Origin of the sequence: Methylobacter sp. Wu8 (assembly GCF_036440755.1) — a bacterium.
GTDB lineage: Bacteria > Pseudomonadota > Gammaproteobacteria > Methylococcales > Methylomonadaceae > Methylobacter_A > Methylobacter_A tundripaludum_A.
On the sequence record NZ_JAZGVT010000071.1, the window covers coordinates 107414 to 125798 of the forward strand.

Annotated in this window: 15 protein-coding genes; 2 read left to right on the plus strand and 13 right to left on the minus strand. The window is 52.3% G+C overall.

Features of this window, described 5'->3' with window-relative positions:
• Positions 1-13 precede the first annotated feature (13 nt).
• The 6 genes from kdpC to V3O24_RS14705 all read right to left on the minus strand — a co-directional run bounded on the left by kdpC (position 14) and on the right by V3O24_RS14705 (position 7291).
• Positions 14-589 (minus strand): potassium-transporting ATPase subunit KdpC, encoded by a 576-nt coding sequence (kdpC, locus tag V3O24_RS14680; protein WP_331307789.1) that lies wholly within the window; start codon positions 587-589, stop codon positions 14-16.
• A gap of 145 nt (positions 590-734) precedes the next feature.
• Positions 735-2804 carry a potassium-transporting ATPase subunit KdpB gene (gene kdpB / locus V3O24_RS14685; protein ID WP_104422235.1) on the minus strand — a complete coding sequence of 690 codons (2070 nt, stop codon included), beginning with the start codon at positions 2802-2804 and terminating at the stop codon, positions 735-737.
• Between the two features lie 181 nt (positions 2805-2985).
• Complete coding sequence (gene kdpA / locus V3O24_RS14690) at positions 2986-4731, minus strand: potassium-transporting ATPase subunit KdpA (RefSeq protein ID WP_331307790.1); 1746 nt, start codon at positions 4729-4731, stop codon at positions 2986-2988.
• Positions 4731-4820: a K(+)-transporting ATPase subunit F gene (gene kdpF / locus V3O24_RS14695; RefSeq protein WP_104422237.1), complete on the minus strand. Its 90-nt coding sequence runs from the start codon at positions 4818-4820 to the stop codon at positions 4731-4733. The genes kdpA and kdpF overlap by 1 nt, the downstream gene beginning before the upstream one ends.
• Positions 4821-5077: 257 nt before the next feature.
• Positions 5078-6067, minus strand: a complete 990-nt coding sequence (locus V3O24_RS14700; RefSeq protein ID WP_331307791.1) for a magnesium and cobalt transport protein CorA — start codon at positions 6065-6067, stop codon at positions 5078-5080.
• 12 nt (positions 6068-6079) lie between these two features.
• Entirely contained in the window at positions 6080-7291 is a 1212-nt protein-coding gene (locus V3O24_RS14705; RefSeq protein WP_104422239.1) for a hypothetical protein, read from the minus strand.
• A gap of 299 nt (positions 7292-7590) precedes the next feature.
• Here V3O24_RS14705 and V3O24_RS14710 point away from each other — a divergent pair, with 299 nt between their 5' ends.
• A complete protein-coding gene (locus V3O24_RS14710; RefSeq protein ID WP_331307792.1) occupies positions 7591-8763 on the plus strand; it encodes a M20 aminoacylase family protein in 1173 nt (390 codons plus the stop codon).
• Positions 8764-8818: 55 nt separating this feature from the next.
• On the opposite strand, the gene ribA is transcribed toward V3O24_RS14710, so the two are convergent.
• The 6 genes from ribA to V3O24_RS14740 form a co-directional block, all read right to left on the minus strand.
• Positions 8819-9427, minus strand: coding sequence for a GTP cyclohydrolase II (gene ribA / locus V3O24_RS14715; RefSeq protein ID WP_331307793.1), 609 nt, complete (start codon positions 9425-9427; stop codon positions 8819-8821).
• Between the two features lie 194 nt (positions 9428-9621).
• Positions 9622-10239 carry a class I SAM-dependent methyltransferase gene (locus V3O24_RS14720; RefSeq protein WP_331307794.1) on the minus strand — a complete coding sequence of 206 codons (618 nt, stop codon included), beginning with the start codon at positions 10237-10239 and terminating at the stop codon, positions 9622-9624.
• Between the two features lie 92 nt (positions 10240-10331).
• Positions 10332-11015 carry an acireductone synthase gene (gene mtnC, locus V3O24_RS14725; RefSeq protein ID WP_331307795.1) on the minus strand — a complete coding sequence of 228 codons (684 nt, stop codon included), beginning with the start codon at positions 11013-11015 and terminating at the stop codon, positions 10332-10334.
• Positions 11012-11572, minus strand: coding sequence for a cupin (locus tag V3O24_RS14730; protein WP_331307796.1), 561 nt, complete (start codon positions 11570-11572; stop codon positions 11012-11014). Before V3O24_RS14730 ends, mtnC begins: the two co-directional genes overlap by 4 nt.
• A gap of 6 nt (positions 11573-11578) precedes the next feature.
• Positions 11579-12196, minus strand: a complete 618-nt coding sequence (locus V3O24_RS14735; protein WP_331307797.1) for a methylthioribulose 1-phosphate dehydratase — start codon at positions 12194-12196, stop codon at positions 11579-11581.
• A 308-nt stretch (positions 12197-12504) separates the two neighbouring features.
• Positions 12505-16017: an EAL domain-containing protein gene (locus V3O24_RS14740; RefSeq protein WP_331307798.1), complete on the minus strand. Its 3513-nt coding sequence runs from the start codon at positions 16015-16017 to the stop codon at positions 12505-12507.
• Between the two features lie 210 nt (positions 16018-16227).
• Here V3O24_RS14740 and V3O24_RS14745 point away from each other — a divergent pair, with 210 nt between their 5' ends.
• Entirely contained in the window at positions 16228-17235 is a 1008-nt protein-coding gene (locus tag V3O24_RS14745; protein WP_331307799.1) for a DUF475 domain-containing protein, read from the plus strand.
• Between the two features lie 81 nt (positions 17236-17316).
• Here the strand turns inward: V3O24_RS14745 and V3O24_RS14750 are convergent, their stop codons facing one another.
• Positions 17317-18279 carry a TIM44-like domain-containing protein gene (locus tag V3O24_RS14750; RefSeq protein WP_331307800.1) on the minus strand — a complete coding sequence of 321 codons (963 nt, stop codon included), beginning with the start codon at positions 18277-18279 and terminating at the stop codon, positions 17317-17319.
• Positions 18280-18385: the final 106 nt, after the last annotated feature.

The following is an 18385-nucleotide window of genomic DNA, read 5'->3' on the forward strand; positions in this document are numbered from 1 at the left end:
TACTGGAAATTCATTACTTAAGACGCTGATCCAAAGCCAAATTCAATTTCAGTACATTAACCCGGGGTTCGCCCAACACGCCCCATTGTCGCGTTTGTGTATAACGATCAACCAGTTCACGCACACTGTCCGGCGACAAATGCCGGGCTATCGCAACGCGGTTGATTTGATAGACAGCGGCGGCAGGGCTGATGTGAGGATCAAGCCCGCTGGCCGAGGCGGTCACCAAATCCGCAGGTACAGCTTCCGAATGGCTGGGGTCGGCATCACGTAACGCTTTGATGCGCGCCTGAACGGCGTCTATCAGTGCAGGATTGATAGGGCCTTGATTGGAGCCGCTGGAGGCTCCGCCGTTATAAGGGGCGGGCGACGTTGCCGAAGGCCGTCCCCAAAAATATTCGGGATGGCTAAACGCTTGGCCGATTAATTCGGAACCGAACGGTTTCTCGTCACTGCCGAGCAAACTGCCGTTTGCCTGGGTGGGAAAAAGCAATTGTGCGCTAAGCGTGACTAATAGCGGATAGACAACGCCAGTCAATGCGGTCAAGCATAATAGTAAGATTAATGCAGGTTTGATGGTGGTTTGCATGGATAATTCCTGTGATTTTAGTTTGATAAGATGCGACGTGTTCGCTGGTTCCCAAGCTCCAGCTTGGGAACCAGCGCAAATAGGCTTTTTCCTATGTTAATTTCCCCTCACCCAACCCTCTCCCTTTGGAGAGGGCTTTCTTTAATCAGAACGGTAGCGCCGTTAAACCAAGATCGATCAACTTAATCCCTATAAACGGCACGATAACGCCGCCGCCACCGTAAACCAGCAAGTTATTGCGCAGCAGTGCTTCCGCGCTTTGCGGCCGGTAAGTCACGCCTTTCAAGGCCAAAGGAATCAAGGCGACGATAATCAGGGCATTAAAAATAACCGCCGAAAGTATCGCGTTGTCCGGGCTGCTGAGCCCCATGATATTCAGCGCGCCCAGTTGCGGATAAGTGCTGGCGAACGCGGCCGGAACGATCGCGAAATACTTGGCCAAGTCATTAGCCAGACTAAACGTGGTCAACGCGCCGCGCGTCATCAGCATTTGTTTGCCGGTCTCGACGATTTCGATCAGCTTGGTGGGGTTGGAATCGAGATCGACCATGTTACCGGCTTCCTTGGCCGCTTGGGTACCCGAATTCATCGCCACCGCCACATCGGCCTGGGCCAACGCCGGGGCGTCGTTGGTGCCGTCGCCGGTCATCGCCACCAGACGGCCTTCGGCCTGCTGTTCGCGGATCAGTTTGAGTTTGGCTTCCGGCGTCGCCTCGGCCAAAAAGTCGTCGACGCCCGCTTCGGCCGCAATCGCCGCTGCGGTCAGGCGGTTATCGCCGGTGATCATGATCGTTCTAATGCCCATATTCCGCAGCTCGACAAAACGCTCCTTGATGCCGCCTTTAACCGTATCTTTCAGCTCAATGACACCCAACACCTGTATGCCGTCAACAACCAGCAGCGGCGTGCTGCCCCGGCGTGCAACAACATCGGCGATGCGTGTCGCTTCCTCCGGAAATTTTGCCTGCAGGTCTTCGACATAGCCGCGTATCGCATCGGCAGCGCCTTTGCGAATCTGGCGCTCGCCGATATTGACGCCGCTCATCCGGGTTTGCGCGCTGAAGGCGACAAACGTCGCATTTAGATCGTGAATATTGCGCTCCCGGATGCCGAATTTCTGCTTGGCAAGAATAATGATGCTGCGGCCTTCCGGCGTTTCATCGGCCAGCGTCGCCAGTTGCGCGGCGTCAGCCAATTCTTTTTCGGTGGTCTCGCCGATCGGTATAAAAGCCGAGGCTTGACGGTTGCCCAGCGTAATCGTGCCGGTTTTGTCCAGCAGCAACACATCCACGTCTCCGGCCGCTTCAATCGCCCGTCCCGAGGTGGCTATCACGTTTTTCTGCATCATCCGCCCGATACCGGCAACACCAATAGCGGACAGCAATCCGCCGATGGTCGTAGGAATCAGGCAAACCAGCAACGCCACCAGTACGGTGATCGAAACCGGCGTACCGGATTTGGCGATTTCCACGCTGTACAGTGAAAACGGCAACAGCGTCACGGTGGTCAGCAAAAAGATCAGCGTCAACGCGACCAGCAAGATAGTCAGGGCAATTTCATTAGGCGTTTTTTGCCGCGATGCGCTTTCCACCATCGCAATCATACGGTCCAGGAAGGCTTCGCCGGGATTGACCACAATCCGCGCCACTAGCCAGTCGGACAACACCCGCGTACCGCCGGTTACCGAGCTGAAATCTCCGCCCGATTCACGGATCACCGGCGCACTTTCGCCGGTGATAGCGCTTTCATCGACACTGGCCGCGCCGTCGATGACTTCGCCGTCGGCGGGTACAAAGTCGCCCGCTTCAATCAATACAATGTCGCCGCGCCGTAACGAGGTGCTGGCAACCTTCGCGTAATCCGTACTGTAATGCGCTTCGTCCAGTTTCTTCGCCATGATGTCGCGCTTGGCGCTGCGCAACGATGCCGCTTGCGCCTTGCTGCGGCCTTCTGCGACGCTTTCCGCGAAGTTGGCGAACAACACCGTGAACCAAAGCCAGAAGGTTACGGCCAGCATGAAGCCGGTTTGCGCATGGTCTCCTGAATACAACTCCCACAGCCATAGCCCGGTGGTCAGCAAACTGCCGATATAGACCACGAACATTACCGGGTTTTTCCATTGCTGTTGGGGAGCCAGTTTGCGCAGGGTATCGCCTAGCGCATCCACCAGGATCTGCCTGCTAAATAGCTGTTGCGTATGTTTTTTCTTGCTCATAGCCTGTTTCTCTTATTGCTTAAATTCATATAAACCACGACGACTTCCCATTTATGGCAGAACAAGTGTCGAGGCTTAACCGTTCGTCCTGAGCTTGTCGAAGGGCGGGCGGTTAAGCCGGTCATGGTTCGACAAGGCTCTCCTGAGTTTATCGAAGGGCTCACCACGAAGCCGTTAACTTCTAACTTTTTGCTGCAACCATGATTAAATGCTCGACCACCGGCCCTAAAGCCAATGCGGGTACGAACGTCAGCGCACCGACCAACAGCACGGTACCGATCAGCAGCATCACGAACAGCGGCGTATGCGTAGGCAAGGTGCCGACGGTGGTCGGCACGGTCTTTTTTGCCGCCAATGAGCCGGCAATGGCGAGTACCGGGACAATGATTCCATAGCGCCCGACCAGCATCGCGATAGCCAGGGCTATGTTATAAAACGGGGAATTGGCGCTAAGACCGGCAAAAGCGCTGCCGTTGTTGCCCGCAGCCGAGGAAAATGCGTAAAGAATTTCACTGAACCCATGCGCGCCGGGATTGGCGACCGCTGTTTTCCCCGCCTCCAGCATGACCGCCAACGCCGTCCCGCCCAAAATAAAAAAGGCCGGAATCAAAATTACGATAGCCGCCATTTTTACCTCGAAAGCCTCGATTTTTTTGCCGAGATACTCCGGGGTGCGGCCTATCATCAAACCGGCGACAAATACCGCGATCAGCGCAAAAATCAACATCCCGTAAAGACCGGAACCGACGCCGCCGAAAATGACTTCGCCCAGCTGAATCAGCCACATCGGAACCAAACCGCCCAGCGGCGTATAAGAATCGTGCATCGAATTGACCGAACCGTTGGATGCCGCTGTCGTCGCAGTCGCCCAGATCGCTGAATTGACGATGCCGAACCGCGTTTCCTTGCCTTCCATGTTGCCGCCGGACTGACCGACGCCGACGCTTTGCTCGACTCCAAGCTTGGCCAGCCCAGGATTACCGCCTTGCTCAAAACCAACCGTGACAAATACCAAGCTGATTAGAACCAGCGTCATCGCAGCCAAAATGGCCCAGCCCTGGCGCGGGTCGCCGACCATCACGCCAAAGGTATGGCACAGCGCCGCCGGGATCAGCAAGATCGCCAGCATTTCCAGGAAATTGGACAGCGGCGTCGGGTTTTCAAAAGGGTGCGCAGAGTTGGCGTTAAAAAAACCGCCGCCGTTGGTACCCAGTTGTTTGATCGCGATTTGCGAGGCGGCAGGGCCTAGCGCCAAGGTTTGCGTGTTATTTTCCGTTGCCGTACCGACCTGCTCGACCAACGGAACGGTTTGGTAAGGTTTGAAGGTTTGCACCACGCCTTGCCCAACCAACGCCAACGCCAACACGAACGACAGCGGCAGCAGGATATACAGCGTGCCGCGCGTCAGATCGACCCAGAAGTTGCCGATGGCGTCCGCATGAGTGCGTTGAAAGCCGCGTATCATCGCGATCAAAACCGCCATGCCGGTGGCGGCCGAAACGAAGTTCTGCACGCTCAGCCCCAGCATCTGGGTCAGATAACTCATCGTCGTTTCGCCGCCGTAACCCTGCCAATTAGTGTTAGTCGCAAAACTGACCGCCGTGTTGAATGCCGAATCGACCGTTACATGAGGCATCTGCTGCGGATTCAGCGGCAGATAGGCTTGCAGCATTTGCAAGGCAAATACCGCCAGCCCGCCGAACAAATTAAACCAGAGCAGGGCGGCTGTGTAGCCTTTCCAGCCCATCTCCTGTTCCGGGTTAACGCCGCTCAAACGATAAAACCCCGTTTCCAAAGGCCCCAATATTCGCTTGAGAAATAGCGGGCGATTTTCATACACCGCCGCCATATAAACGCCCAACGGCTTAGCCAGCAGCAACAGGGCGACAAAATACAGACTGATTTGAAATAAGCCGTTTGCAGTCATTAGAATTTCTCCGGGTAAAATAACGCCACCAACAGATAAACGAATAATGCGAATGCGAGCAAGCCGCTCAAGCTGTAAATAAAGGTCATGATTGCCTCTCTTTTATGGAGATTCCGAGAGGTTAATGTAACGCGGTTGTTATAAAAAAACTGTAAAAATAAGCGGGTATACAGTTAACAACGTTCTGGAGACACAATAATTAGGACTGCTGGTATTCCTTTGAATTCCAGGAAAGGATTTTCACCTTGCAAGAAATGGCAAGCGTCGCTGGCCTCAGACAAGCCCATTAATCAGGATGGGACGCGCTGCTCTATCCTTGTCCGCGCGCCATATGGGCATTTTATAACTACAGCCAGCCGGCTTTTTTCAGGCGCAAATACAGCAGCAGGCTGCACAGCGTCACGCCGCCAACCACCGCCGGATAGCTGTACTCCCAATCCAGCTCCGGCATGTGCCGGAAATTCATGCCGTACCAGCTGAATACCATCGTGGGTATCGCCAGGATCGCCCCCCAACCGGCCAGCCGTTTGACGACTTCGTTCTGGCGCACCGTCTCAAAGGTCAGATGGACCTGCATCGCCGCGAGCAGCATCTCGCGCATGCCGTGAATCGCTTGGTCGATGCGTTTGATGTGATCGGCAATATCGCGGAAATACACCTGCACATCATTGGGAATAAGCCCTCTATGAAAGCGCATCAGTTCGTTGCAAATATCGATGACCGGGTTAATCGCACCTTCAAGCAACAGCAACTCGCGCTTCAGTTCGTAAAGACCTTCTATGGTCTGCCGGCTGGGCCGGTATTCAAATATCGCCGACTCCAGCACATCGAACCGCTGCTGCAAGCCGTCGATAACCGGCACATAGTTATCGACGATGAAATCCATGATCGAATACAGCACAAATCCGGGGCCTTTTGCCAATTGCTGCGGCATGGCCTCGCAACGCTCCCTGACTTTGCTGTGACTGCGCGAAGCGCCGTGCCTGACCGTCACCAGGAAACGCGGCCCGAGGAAAATATGGGTTTCGCCAAACTCGACCTGCTTTTCCGCAAGATGGGCGGTATGCAACACCATGAACAGCGATTCGCCGTATTCCTCGATTTTCGGACGCTGGTGCGCTCTACAGGCGTCTTCGACAGCCAAGTCATGCAACCCGAATTCCAGCTGGATCTTTGCCAACAGCTCGCTGTCCGCCTCGCACAAACCCAGCCAGACAAAGGTGTTTTCCCGTTTCAGCACTTCGCTGATGTCTTCGATACTCACGTCGCCGATACTGACGCCGTTTTGATAGGCCACGCATCTCATGACCCTGCTGTTGTCAATTTGTCCCGTCAAAAGTTTCTCCCGTTATTTGGCAATGGTAATGGACGGCGCGCCCTGTTTTCCCAAGTCGGTCATCGTCATTTGAAAAATCTGGTACAGCAAGCGGAATCCCTCGCGATTCCATTGATAGCCGGTTTCCGGCAGCAACGCATAATAATGTTCGCCGAACTTGACGCTCAGATCGGCCGCCGCCGGCTCGTTATCGCCGACCAGCAAGGACAGGGTATTAACCGGATTCTCGCTGACACCGGGTGTTTGCGGATGTTTGGCTACGGCATATTCGGGGTCGTCGCTGATGGACTGGCCGATAAAATTCAGCACATTATGAAAACTGCGCAAGCGAAAGACTCCGTGTATCGGCCATTCGCCGCCCGGATATCCGGGGCGGATATCGACGCTGACATCATTAACCGCCCCTTGGTCGGCTTCTTCATGCAAACGGATGCGCTCCTCGTTGCTCAACGTCGCCGGATCGTAATTGGTCAACAGGATATGCCCTGTCACCCGCTTACTCAGCACAATTTGCTTACGCTCGGCCTGATATTCGACCTTGAAGTCTTTTTGCAACGCGGCCATTTGTTCCGCCGTCAACGATTCGGCCGGCAAGGTCCAATGCTGATCAAACATCAACGGTTCGACAAACAGTTTGTGTCTGTCCTGGATCGACGACAAATGCAGCACGGCTTGCCGGAACAACCGGTAGCCTTCGGCATCGCCGGGTTTGTTCAGGTAAACGCCGCTCTGGCTGCCGCCGTTAACCCGCAGTTCGCCTGCCAGCAGACGCAGAATCAAGTCCACATCAACGCCTTGGCGCAACAGCATGGTCAGCTTGTTTTCCTGAAACGGCGTCAGCAACCGGCGGGTAAACTCCTCGCCCTCGATCGGCACGATGCTGATAGTCGGGTTCTCGGACATCGTGCCGCCAAACACCGGCGTCAATAACGAGCCGGTCTCACCGGTAAACGCCGGCGTCGCCCCGGCATTAAATTGGAAATTAAACGTCGCGGCAATATTGGAAACGCCGGTGAAATGCAAGGGCTGATGCTGATGGGAGCGGGCAATATTCAACAGCAGCTGTTTGGACAGAATGTCGGTTGTTGTCTTGTCGTATTCGATGACCGCCCGATCCAGCGCCATCGGTGAAAAGCAACCTTGCAGGCCGCATAAAGCCAGTATCGTCAGCCACCTTGCAGGGGCTTTGGTCAATACTAAAGACGGGGAGAAATTAAAAAGCATATCGTTCCTTTGAATTTGGCAATTAAGTTTGCATTTTACAGGCGCTAAAACACAATTCGATTTTAACTGATGTTACGCACGGACGGTATTTTCTCCGGTTGCCGCGCCGAACGATGTTGATTTAGCCTGATTCTCAGCGGGAGCCGGAGCAAACCCGAGCTCTCTTGCCATGTGAATGCAACGCTCCAGCCCGTGTTTACCCGTCGCGGAATACCGAAACCGAGGCATAATAAAAATTCTTACTTTTATCAAACCTTAGTTGTAGCATATTAGCCACTATTAAATTCACTCGAGTTCCCATGTCCATCGCAAACGATATACAGCAACTACACGCACGAATGCGCGAGTGGCGGCAACATCTGCACCGGTTTCCTGAAACCGCTTTTGAGGAAACCCAAACCGCTCAATTTATCGCCGACAAGCTGTCGAGTTTCGGCCTGGAAGTTCATCAGGGATTAGGCACAACCGGCGTTGTCGCAACGCTTTCTGCAGGGAACGGCGACAGGAAAATCGCTTTGCGCGCCGATATGGACGCCTTGTTTATTCAGGAGCGGAACACCTTTGCCCACAAATCCCGCCACGACGGCAAAATGCATGCCTGCGGCCATGACGGCCATTCGGCGATGCTGCTGGGCGCGGCCTGTTATTTGGCCGAACATCGAAACTTTAACGGCACGGTGTATTTTATTTTCCAGCCGGCCGAGGAAGGCCGCGCCGGAGCCAGGCAGATGATCGATGACGGCTTGTTCGAACAATTTCCGGCCGACTGCGTTTTCGGGCTGCATAATTTCCCCGATATTCCGCCCGGACATTTCGCGGTTAAACCCGGCGCTATGATGGCGTCGTTCGACTGCTTTGAAATCATTATCGCCGGGCAGGCGACCCATGCCGCAATGCCGCATTTGGGCAATGATGCGATAGTCGCGTCGGCCCAGCTGATTACCGCGTTACAGACTATTGTCAGTAGAACGGTTAATCCCGCCGATCCGGCTGTGGTCAGCATTACCCAGATTCATGCAGGCAACACCTGGAATGCGCTGCCGGAATCGGTTGTACTAAGAGGCACTGTACGTTGCTTTAGCGGCGCGGTTCAAAAAACCATCGCCGATAAAATCACAAGGCTGGTGAATGCAATTTGCGAGGGTTTCGGGGTCAGCGCCCAAATCAGATTCAACCCTGAAAATCCGGGTTATCCGGTGACCTTTAATGCGGAAGCGGAAACAAATCTGGCGCTACAAGCGGCTGTTGCCGTGGCCGGGGAGGACTGCGTGGATCGGCAGCCGGTAGCCAGCATGGGTTCGGAAGATTTTGCCTTTATGTTGCAGGAAAAACCCGGCTGCTATGCCTGGATAGGCAACGGCTCTTCCGAAAACAGCTGTTTGCTGCATAATCCGCATTATGATTTTAACGACGAGATATTGCCGGTCGGTACGGCTTATTGGGTAAAATTGGTTGAAACAGCCTTAAGGTAATCAAGGCCTTAGAGTATCCAGACCTTCCAGGTTTTAAAAACCTGGAAGGTCTAAGTTAGCTTTTTTTAGACTCAAACAGCATGTGCGCCATTTTTTTCGCTTTGGTCTTTAAATAACCGACATTGTCATCGTGAACCACCGCTTCGACCGGAATGCGGCCCGCGACGTTAATGCCGAGCTTTTTCAGCTCTTCTATTTTCTTGGGATTGTTGGTAATCAGTTCGATGGACTTTACATTCAGGTTTTCCAGCATTAACGCGGCAATGCTGTATTCCCTTTCGTCGGCAAGGTGGCCTAGATGAATGTTGGCGTCAACGGTATCCATGCCCTGATCCTGCAAGTTATAAGCCTGTAGTTTTTTCAGCAAGCCGATGCCGCGCCCTTCCTGGCGCAGATAAATCAATACGCCGAAACCGGCTTTATCGATCATTTGCATCGCCATATCCAGCTGTTCGCCGCAATCGCAACGTCTTGAACCTAAGACGTCGCCGGTAAAACATTCGGAATGGATGCGCACCGGTACATTTTCCTTGCCCGCAACATCGCCCTTAACCAGGGCGACATGCTCTTTGTCATCAATGGTGTTGCTGTAATAATGCAGGATAAACTCGCCGTGTTTGGTCGGGATCGGCGTCTGTACCAGATTTTCTAATTGTGGCTTCACGTAAATAATTAATCCAAAAATTCACTGTATTTTACCCAATTCGGCGGCTATCCAGTTAAAAAGTTTCATGCCGGTTCTTGGGAGTTGCGAATAGAACACTGATTAAACGGATTTATATCAATATTTATCAGTGATAATCCGGCCGCCAGGAGGCGCCTACTTTTGACACCTGTTGAGTCGTTGCCGAATATCCGCTATTTTCTGGCTTCAATCAGCTTGATAATATCGCTGCTGCGTTCATCGACGCGCACCGATGTAAACGCGCAGGCCTTGACGTTTTTAACGGTGTTTCGGTTAATGTTGGCCCCGACCAGCCTGACAACGACAGGATTAAGCAGGTTCATCGCCGCGGCAAGCACCGGGTTTGAGCTCAGCACATGCTCCAGCAACAAGACTTGCCCGCCGGGTTTGCACACCCGGTACAGTTCCTTCAATCCCTTTACCGCCGACGGCACCGAACAAAACACAAACGAACAAATGACCGTATCGAAACTGTTATCGGCAAAGTACAGCGACTGAATATCCATCAATTGCAGCTCGACGGCGATATTTTTCCTGTCCCGTTTTTGCGCCGCCTGCTTCAGCATTTGTTCGCTAAAATCGATCGCGGTTATTCTGGCGTCCTTGGGATAATAATCGAAATTCTTGCCCGTTCCGACGCCGACTTCAAGGATATGATGCCCCTCGACCTTGGCCCATAGTTTTTTCCGCCAGTTCTTAAAAAACAATCCTTCCATGACCGCCTCCATGCCCTCGAAATACGGGGCGATGCGGTCGTATCGTTTTCTAATAGCGGCGCTGTCTGGCTTCATGATGGCTTCGGGTAATTAATCGGCAGCTGCATAGTACAGCGCAAGCTTGACTGTTTTCAACCACTGATTCAACTTACGCTGCCGGCCTGGTTTTAGGCTTTAGCCCAGCTGATTTGCTCAAAACTGTTCACCTGCCGGTGTTCGGCCTGCGGGTCTGGCGCGCTGTCCCTGGTCAGCCAGATGGTTTGGAAACCGGCGGCTTTGGCCGCATCCAGCTCTTCTTTAATATCCGATAAAAACAATACCTGATTAGCCGGGATACCCAGTTGCACGGCTATGTTGTCATACGATGCCCGGTCTTTTTTGCCGCCGATATGGGTATCGAAGTAGCCGGAAAACAACGGCGTTAAATCGCCGTATTCGGTATGTCCGAACAGCAGTTTTTGCGCATGCACCGAACCGGAAGAATAGACGTATAAATCCAGCCCCTGACTTTTCCATGCCTTGAGTTTTTCCGCGGCATCGGAATAAACATGGCCCTTGAAGTCGCCTTGCCGGTAACCGGCTTCCCAAATCAGGCCTTGCAGGGACTTTAACGGCGTGACTTTTTTATCTTCGTCTATCCACTGTATCAGCTGATCGATAATTTGCCCGGTAGACAGCTGTTCGCCGACTTCGGTGCAGACATCTTCCAGCAGCGCTCTGACTTGCGGGTCGTTCGCGTGGCGCTGGACATAGTCGGCCAGATTAGCCCGCGCATAAGGAAACAGCACATCCTTAACGAATAAAATCGACGAGGTCGTGCCTTCAATATCGGTGACGATGGCTTTAATCATGACAATCCAGCAACGTACTGATCGAGGGTAGGGAAGGATTTGGCGATGTCGCTGCCGGTAAAATCGGCGACCCAGCCGTCCGGCGTGGTGAAAAGGCGGATGCATTTAAACTTGGGATTCTCGCCCATGTCGAACCAGTGTGTGGTATTGGCCGGTACGCTGATCAGATCGCCTTGCTCGCACAGCATCGCATAGACTTTGTCTTCGACATGCAGGAAAAACAGGCCGCGGCCTTCGATAAAAAAACGCACTTCAAAATCGGCATGGGTGTGTTCCGCCAAAAACTTCTGCCGGAACGCGGCTTTTTCGGGATGATCCGGGCCTAAACTGATCACGTCAACGGACTGAAAATTGTATTGCCGTTTCAGGCGGTCTATTGAATCGCTGTAAGCGGCAAGCACGGTGTCCTGGTCGGCATCGGCGGCAAAATCGCAGTTGGCCGTCCAGCGTTCGAACTGTACGCCGATGGCATTCAGCCGGTTTTGGATGGCAATAAAATCGGTGGCTGTTTCGCCCAGCTGCGGCTGGTTATCGGGGTAAACGGTTAATGCGCTCATAGTCTTCTATCTCCTGTAGCCATGCAGCCTTAATTCACAATCGAATAAAAATTCCAGCGCCTCGAGATGGCGCAGCGTTTCCTGTACCGAACCGCCCCAGGTATAAAGCCCGTGCCCGGCGATGATGTAGGCGTAAATGGCGCCGTGTACGTCCATGTACTGCTCGACTTGCCCGGCCAGACGGGGGATGTTCTGGTCGTTGGCGAAAATCGGGATTACAACCCGGCTTTCGTGAGTGTCAATGCCGGCCAGGGCTTTTAGCAGCTCATAATCTTCCAGCGAGATTTCGGATTTAAAAATCCGCGAACACAGCGTGGCATTGATCGAATGCGGGTGCAGCACCGACTTAACATCAGGAAACCGTTTGTACAGAGAGGTATGCAGAACCGTTTCGGCCGACGGTTTTTTGCCGTCCAGCGAGTTGGCGTCGCTATCGATCAGCATAATATCGTCCAGTTGTAACCGCCCTTTGTGTTTGCCGGACACGGTAATGGCGATATTGCCATCAGGCAGCCGTGCGGAAAAATTGCCGCTGGTCGCGGGCACCCAGCCTTTGCTGTCGATAAAGCGCCCGGCTTCAATCAGCTGATTGGCCAGGATCAAAAAGTCTTCGTTATAGGTCATGTCGGTTAATGTTTATGGTAGTAAATCGTTACGGTTGAGGTTGCAAACCCCGCACAGCCAGAGGAGCGACAGCTAAAAAACAGAACGCAGATGACACGGATTTGGCTGATAAACGCTGATAATATAGAGCTTCTTCGTAAGAATATTAAGGCATTTTATTAGCTTATGTCATCGTTAAGTATTGAGGGCGGCTTGCATTACGTTTAGCAAAACATCAATGCACTCCATAGTTAACGATGATAATCCGTCTAATCAGTGTCATCCGTGTTCTATTAAAAATAGATCTACCGAATAGTTGCAATCATTCTTTAATGTTCCTGATATGGATCGGATATTTTCCATTCCGCCGGGGCTTTCCATTCTTTTATCCACGCGGCAAGCTCGGAGGCGGGCATCGGTTTGGCGATACCGTAACCTTGTCCGTGGCGGCAACCCATTTGCAACAGGGCGATACCGTGTGCGATCGATTCCACGCCTTCGGCAATGACCTGCCGCCGGAACGATTCGGCCAAACCGATAACGCCTTGCACGATAGCTAAATCATCATCGTCTTCGAGCATATCACGCACAAAAGTCTGGTCGATTTTTAATGTTTCCACCGACAGGTGTTTCAGATAACTGAGCGAAGAATAACCGGTGCCGAAATCATCCAGCGCAAACTGTACGCCCAACGACTGGCAGTCTTTTATAACCTGAGAAGTCAGCGTTAAATCGGATAAGGCCTGGGTTTCCAGTATCTCCAGTTCGAAATAAGCCGGCTTGGTCGCGGGATAGCGTTCAAATGCGTAATAAAGTTGCAGCACAAAATCGTCTGTTTGCAGCGATCTGGCCGTGATGTTGATGCTGATCTGAAGTTCCAGGCCCCGGCTTTGCCAGTTTTCCATGTGCTGCAAGGCCTTATCGATAACCCAGGCATCGAGCCGGATTGCCAGCTCATGATTTTCAAGCAGCGGCAAAAAATCATCCGGCATGACCAGCCCGCGCTCAGGATGTCGCCAGCGTATCAATGCTTCCGCACCGAACACGGCGCCTTGCTGCATATCGACTTTGGGCTGGAAATAAAGCTCGAATTCCTCGTTCTCAAGCGCCTGTTCAACCCGGTTCAACGCTTCGCGATGCGCATGAAGCTGGCGGTCCAGCTCCAGGTTATAAATATGAAAGCAGTTTTTCCCCTGTTGCTTGGCTTGGTACATGGCCTGATCGGCATGCCGTAACAGCGTATCCGGGTCGGTGTCGTCCTCCGGGAAAATACTGATGCCGATACTGGCGGAAACCGAGACCGGCTGGTTTCTCAAGACAACAGGCTCACTGATCACTTTCAGCAGACGATGCAGGGTGATTTCGCAGTCTTCAACTTTTTCCAATCCCAACAATAAAAATACAAACTCATCGCCGCCTAAGCGGGCGACGGTATCGCCTTCGCGCAGAGCATTTTTAATACGCTGGGCAATTTCGATCAGCAGTTGGTCGCCCGCTTCATGCCCCAGCCTGTCGTTAACGGGTTTAAATCCGTCCAGGTCAAGATAACCGACCGCCATTAAACAGTTATCGCGCCGGGTTTGGGCAAACGCCAGGTGCATACGGTCCGCCAACAGAATCCGGTTCGGCACGCCGGTCAGGGGATCGTAGTGAGCAATCAGCTCCAACTTGCGTTCATGCTCTTTAAGCTGGGTAATATCCGAAGACGCGCCAATGTAATGCGTTATTTTATTCCGTTTGTCGGTCACCGCGGAAATGGTGAGCCATTCGGCAAATACCTCTCCGCCTTTTTTGCGGTTCCAAACCTCGCCGCGCCAGTAGCCCTGCCGGTCGATTATTTGCCACATTTCCTGATAGAAGCCGGCATCGTGAAGTCCTGACTTGAGCAGATTCGGTTTTTTACCCAACACCTCGTCTCGTGAATATCCCGTTATGCTGGTGAACGCCGGGTTCGTATCGATTATGTTGCATTGCGCATCGGTAATCAGGATGCCTTCCTGAGTGCCGGCGAAAACGCTGGCGGCCATACGCTGCCCTTCTTCAACCTGTTTCCGTTGCCAGATTTCGCGCCGTAAACGCATGTTCCAGCCAACAATAAAAGTAAGCACTAACAGCGCCGCCGATGCATAGAGCAGAACCGTTTCGGTTTTTATGCCGGGCTCATATTTCAAACTCATCCAACGGTTCTGGATAATTTCCTTTTCAGCCAGGGGAATATCGGCCAGCGCTTTGTCGAGCAGGCTTGCCAGTTCGGGATTCGCTTTGGTCGCTGCCATGCGATGCAAGCTTTTGTAGTGGGTATCCCCGGAAAAACTGAGATTGAGCATGCCCTCCCGCTTCACCGCATAGTTTGCCGAAGCGGCGTCGCCAAGATAAGCATCCGCCTTGCCGCTGCTGACCATGTTCAACGCATCGTGTACATTGTCAGCTGGAACCAGCTTTATTTCAGGATGATCATGCATCAACAGCTCCTGAATGAAATAGCCTCTTTCCAGCGTCACCCGCTTACCGTCAAGACGATCCAGCGATCCGACAAAACCGTCGTTATTATCGCTGACAATAATGATCGGGGTATTCAGATAGGTTTCGGTAAAAATCAAATAGCGTTCGCGTTCGGGCGTTTTATTGGCGTTGGAAAGCATATCCAGCTCGCCGCGTTGCGCCATTTCGATAATTTCCGCCCAGGGTTTATCCTTCACTATGTCAAACTTCACCCCCAACCGCCGCTCGACCAAGGCGATGTAATCCGCGCTCAGACCGACAAGCGCACCTTTAGCGTCTATCCATTCATACGGCGCAAAATCCCGGTCTACGCCTACGCGAATCACCGGATGCGCTTGCAGCCAGGCCCGTTCCGCCGGAGTAAAATTAAGCTTGTTTTGCTGGTCTTGCCGATAAATAAAGCCATCCAGATGATCTATCGATTCGACCAGACCCAATTGCCGGTAAGTGTCGGCGATGCGTTCAAAGCGTTTGGTGTCGGTGTGGCCGATAGGAACGATTTCCGGCCGGATCATCTTCACCGTTTCCTGCGCCTCAAAGCGCAAATGAGCGGCGGTAAGCCGGTTGCCGGTGTTGTATTTGTCGAGAATAATCCGAATCAATTCGTCCTGATGTTTCAGCGCATAATCCCAGCCTTTGAGCGAGGCTCGCAGGAAGCGCCGCACTCTGTCGGGATGCCGGTTTATTTCCTGTTCGGTGGTAAACAGATTGTCGCTCAAAAAATCCACGCCGTAATTGCGGGGGTCAATGATGTTGATTTCGACGCCTTTATTTTTGAAATAATCGATCTGGTCGGTCAGATAACTGACCATGGCGTCGGTTTTGCCGTTAATCAGGTCGTCGGGGTTGAATGAATTATCCAAATGAGTAAATTCATCGGCGGAAATGCCCGCTTCATACAGCATGGCCCGTAGCGGCGCATTGTCGTAACTGTCTTCCATGACGCGTTTGCCCTTAAGCTCGTAGGGACTGATGATGCCTGAGTTTTTCAGGGTAAGGTAGACCAGCGGGCTATGCTGAAAAATGGAAGCCAAAACCACCACCGGCTTGCCGACCAGCCGGTGCTCCAGCAGGCCGGTATCGGCCACGCCGTATTGGGACTCGTCTTTTAGGACTTTTTCAATGTTATTGATGCCGGGAATACGCTCACGGATAGCGACATCCAAATTTTCTTCAGCGTAAAAGCCTTTTTCCTTGGCCGCATAGTAACCGGCAAACTGGAAAGAATGTAACCACTTGAGTTGCAGAGAGACTTTTTCGGCAGACTGCGCGGACTCAACCAATAACAGGGATGAACAGAGTGTCAGGCACAAAAGAGTCCCCAGCCGGAACAATGGCATAAGCATCAGCGATTTGGAATTTGTAATTCTTGCATTTTGGTATAGTACGCTTGTAATTCAGCACTTACGATTTTTTCTTTTACACAAGAAGCAGCCCGTAAAACCCGTAAAATAAGCGTTGCCCGGATTTTTATAAATGTTGATTTTAAATCAAATCCACTTATAGTTGCGCAACAAAAACACACTAATCCTTAACAAATAGAGTATTACATGCAGCATTTCCGTCTTTCTTTTATCGTCACCGCAGTTTGTTTGGCAACAGCATTTTATTGGGGCGGAATCATGGGCGCTTTTATCGCCGTTATTCTTGGAGTCCTCGAAGTCAGTTTATCATTCGACAATGCGGTTGTTAACGCATCGATCCTAAAGCGCATGAATGAACGCTGGCAGAAATATTTTTTAACCTGGGGAATTTTGATCGCCGTTTTCGGCATGCGCTTGCTGTTTCCTATCGTGATTGTTTCGGCCGCTACCGGTATCGATTTTATCGGCGTAACCGAGATGGCGTTAAAAACCCCCGCGATTTATGCCAAGCATTTGGAAGCATCCCATGTGCAAATTGCGGCATTCGGCGGCATGTTCCTGCTGATGGTGTTTTATTCGTTCATCTTCGATGAAAACCGGGAGCTGCACTGGCTGGGTTACATGGAACGAAAAATGTCTTCGTTCGGCAAGCTTGAAGCGATTGAAATAATCATGGCTTTAGGTCCGCTGTTAATTATCCAAAACTACCTGCCCGAGGAAATCCGTTTGAATGTCATGATTTCAGGCGTCACAGGCGTTATCTTATTCGTTATCGTGGACAGTTTTTCAGCCTTGTTCGAGCATGAGGAGGAGGGCGAAGAGGTTGTCGCGGCGCTTAAAAAAAGCGGCATGATGAGTTTTATTTATCTTGAAGTGCTGGACGCGTCGTTTTCATTCGACGGCGTGATCGGCGCGTTTGCGATTACCCAGGACGTGGTCATTATTATGCTGGGACTGGCTATCGGCGCGATGTTTGTGCGAAGCCTGACGGTTTACCTGGTGAGGAAAGGCACGCTGGACGAATATGTGTTTCTGGAGCACGGCGCTCATTATGCGATTGGGGTGCTGGCCGGCATCATGCTGGTCAGCATAACCCATCATATTCCTGAAGTTGTAACCGGCTTGACCGGCGCCATATTGATCGCGCTGTCGGTAATGTCATCGATCCGGTACAGGAAAAAACAGGCGGCTTGAGCGCAAGCAAAAACGGGCGATTCCGGCGCCCTGTACGACAATCCGGAAACACCCGTTTTTATACCGGTCTCCGCTGGAAACTTAATCGGCCAATTGCTGAATGCCGTCCAGATACCATTTGGGCTGGATGCTGACTTTCGGTTTGATAAAATGCCAGACTTCCCTGACTTGCTCGGCCTGGGCGCCGGTATCTTCGCGCATGATCGAATCGAACAGCACGACCGCTTCGAGTTCCGACCCGACTTCCCTGACTTCCAGCAGTTCCGCTTCCAGTTTCAGTATTTCGGTACGGTTTTCAGTATCCGATGCTTTAAGTTGATCCTGAATTTCCGCAAACACCTTATCCGTGGTTAAGCCCCGGATTTCGGCAAGATCGCGTTCATCCCAAGCTTTTTGCAGATTAGCAAAGGCTATTTTAGCGCCGCTAAGGAAGGCCTGCTGATCGAAGTCTTTGGGAATAGCCGCGCTAACGAATCCGGCACCCTGTTGAACGGCCTGGGCGTAAACCCCGGTGTTTTTATCTTTTTTGAACAGAATGTCAGTATCGAAACCTGCCGGACCGGCTTGGGTCGACTGTGGTTCGTGATAGCTGGAAACAGTGTCCTGATAACCATTGTCAGCCGTCCGGTTATAAACAGGCGGTTGGACCGCCCCCGCCTTTTTGGCGGCGAACAATTTATACAATAAGAAGGCAATTCCGCCGAAAATCAGGATGTCCATAAAGTTAATGCCTTGAAAACCGCCGCCGTGAAACAGCGAACCCAATAATCCGCCTAAAGCCAAACCGCCCAGCATGCCCATTAAACCGCTACGGTTGGCCCAGCCCGGTTTGCCCGCCTGGTTTGGCGCGGCCGCTTGTTGCTGGTCCTGGTTGGCGGGACGCGATGGCGGCGTTGCAGAACGCTGGTACGGTGCGCTATAGGAGGACTTGCCGCCAAAAGAGCTGCCGCCGCCGAAACGCTTGGCGGCGGCGTCCGACATCCCGCCTAAAGTCAAGGAAAGACCGATTAATAACGTGGCAATAATTCCGGTAGTTTTGTTCATAACACTCACAAGGTTAAATTTAAGTTCAGGTTCATCTATCATTGGGGTGAATAATTAAACAACAAGCCGCCAATTACTTTTTTAATAGCATAGCACTGTGCCCGTG

What these genes read in the sequence shown, in the direction of transcription:
- V3O24_RS14705 (WP_104422239.1), bottom strand. Translation starts at nt 7,291, where the DNA reads ATGCTTTTTAATTTCTCCCCGTCTTTAGTATTGACCAAAGCCCCTGCA.
- V3O24_RS14735 (WP_331307797.1), bottom strand. Translation starts at nt 12,196, where the DNA reads ATGACCTATAACGAAGACTTTTTGATCCTGGCCAATCAGCTGATTGAA.
- kdpC (WP_331307789.1), bottom strand. Translation starts at nt 589, where the DNA reads ATGCAAACCACCATCAAACCTGCATTAATCTTACTATTATGCTTGACC.
- kdpF (WP_104422237.1), bottom strand. Translation starts at nt 4,820, where the DNA reads ATGACCTTTATTTACAGCTTGAGCGGCTTGCTCGCATTCGCATTATTC.
- V3O24_RS14745 (WP_331307799.1), top strand. Translation starts at nt 16,228, where the DNA reads ATGCAGCATTTCCGTCTTTCTTTTATCGTCACCGCAGTTTGTTTGGCA.
- kdpB (WP_104422235.1), bottom strand. Translation starts at nt 2,804, where the DNA reads ATGAGCAAGAAAAAACATACGCAACAGCTATTTAGCAGGCAGATCCTG.
- V3O24_RS14730 (WP_331307796.1), bottom strand. Translation starts at nt 11,572, where the DNA reads ATGAGCGCATTAACCGTTTACCCCGATAACCAGCCGCAGCTGGGCGAA.
- V3O24_RS14710 (WP_331307792.1), top strand. Translation starts at nt 7,591, where the DNA reads ATGTCCATCGCAAACGATATACAGCAACTACACGCACGAATGCGCGAG.
- mtnC (WP_331307795.1), bottom strand. Translation starts at nt 11,015, where the DNA reads ATGATTAAAGCCATCGTCACCGATATTGAAGGCACGACCTCGTCGATT.
- V3O24_RS14740 (WP_331307798.1), bottom strand. Translation starts at nt 16,017, where the DNA reads ATGCCATTGTTCCGGCTGGGGACTCTTTTGTGCCTGACACTCTGTTCA.
- V3O24_RS14720 (WP_331307794.1), bottom strand. Translation starts at nt 10,239, where the DNA reads ATGAAGCCAGACAGCGCCGCTATTAGAAAACGATACGACCGCATCGCC.
- V3O24_RS14750 (WP_331307800.1), bottom strand. Translation starts at nt 18,279, where the DNA reads ATGAACAAAACTACCGGAATTATTGCCACGTTATTAATCGGTCTTTCC.
- kdpA (WP_331307790.1), bottom strand. Translation starts at nt 4,731, where the DNA reads ATGACTGCAAACGGCTTATTTCAAATCAGTCTGTATTTTGTCGCCCTG.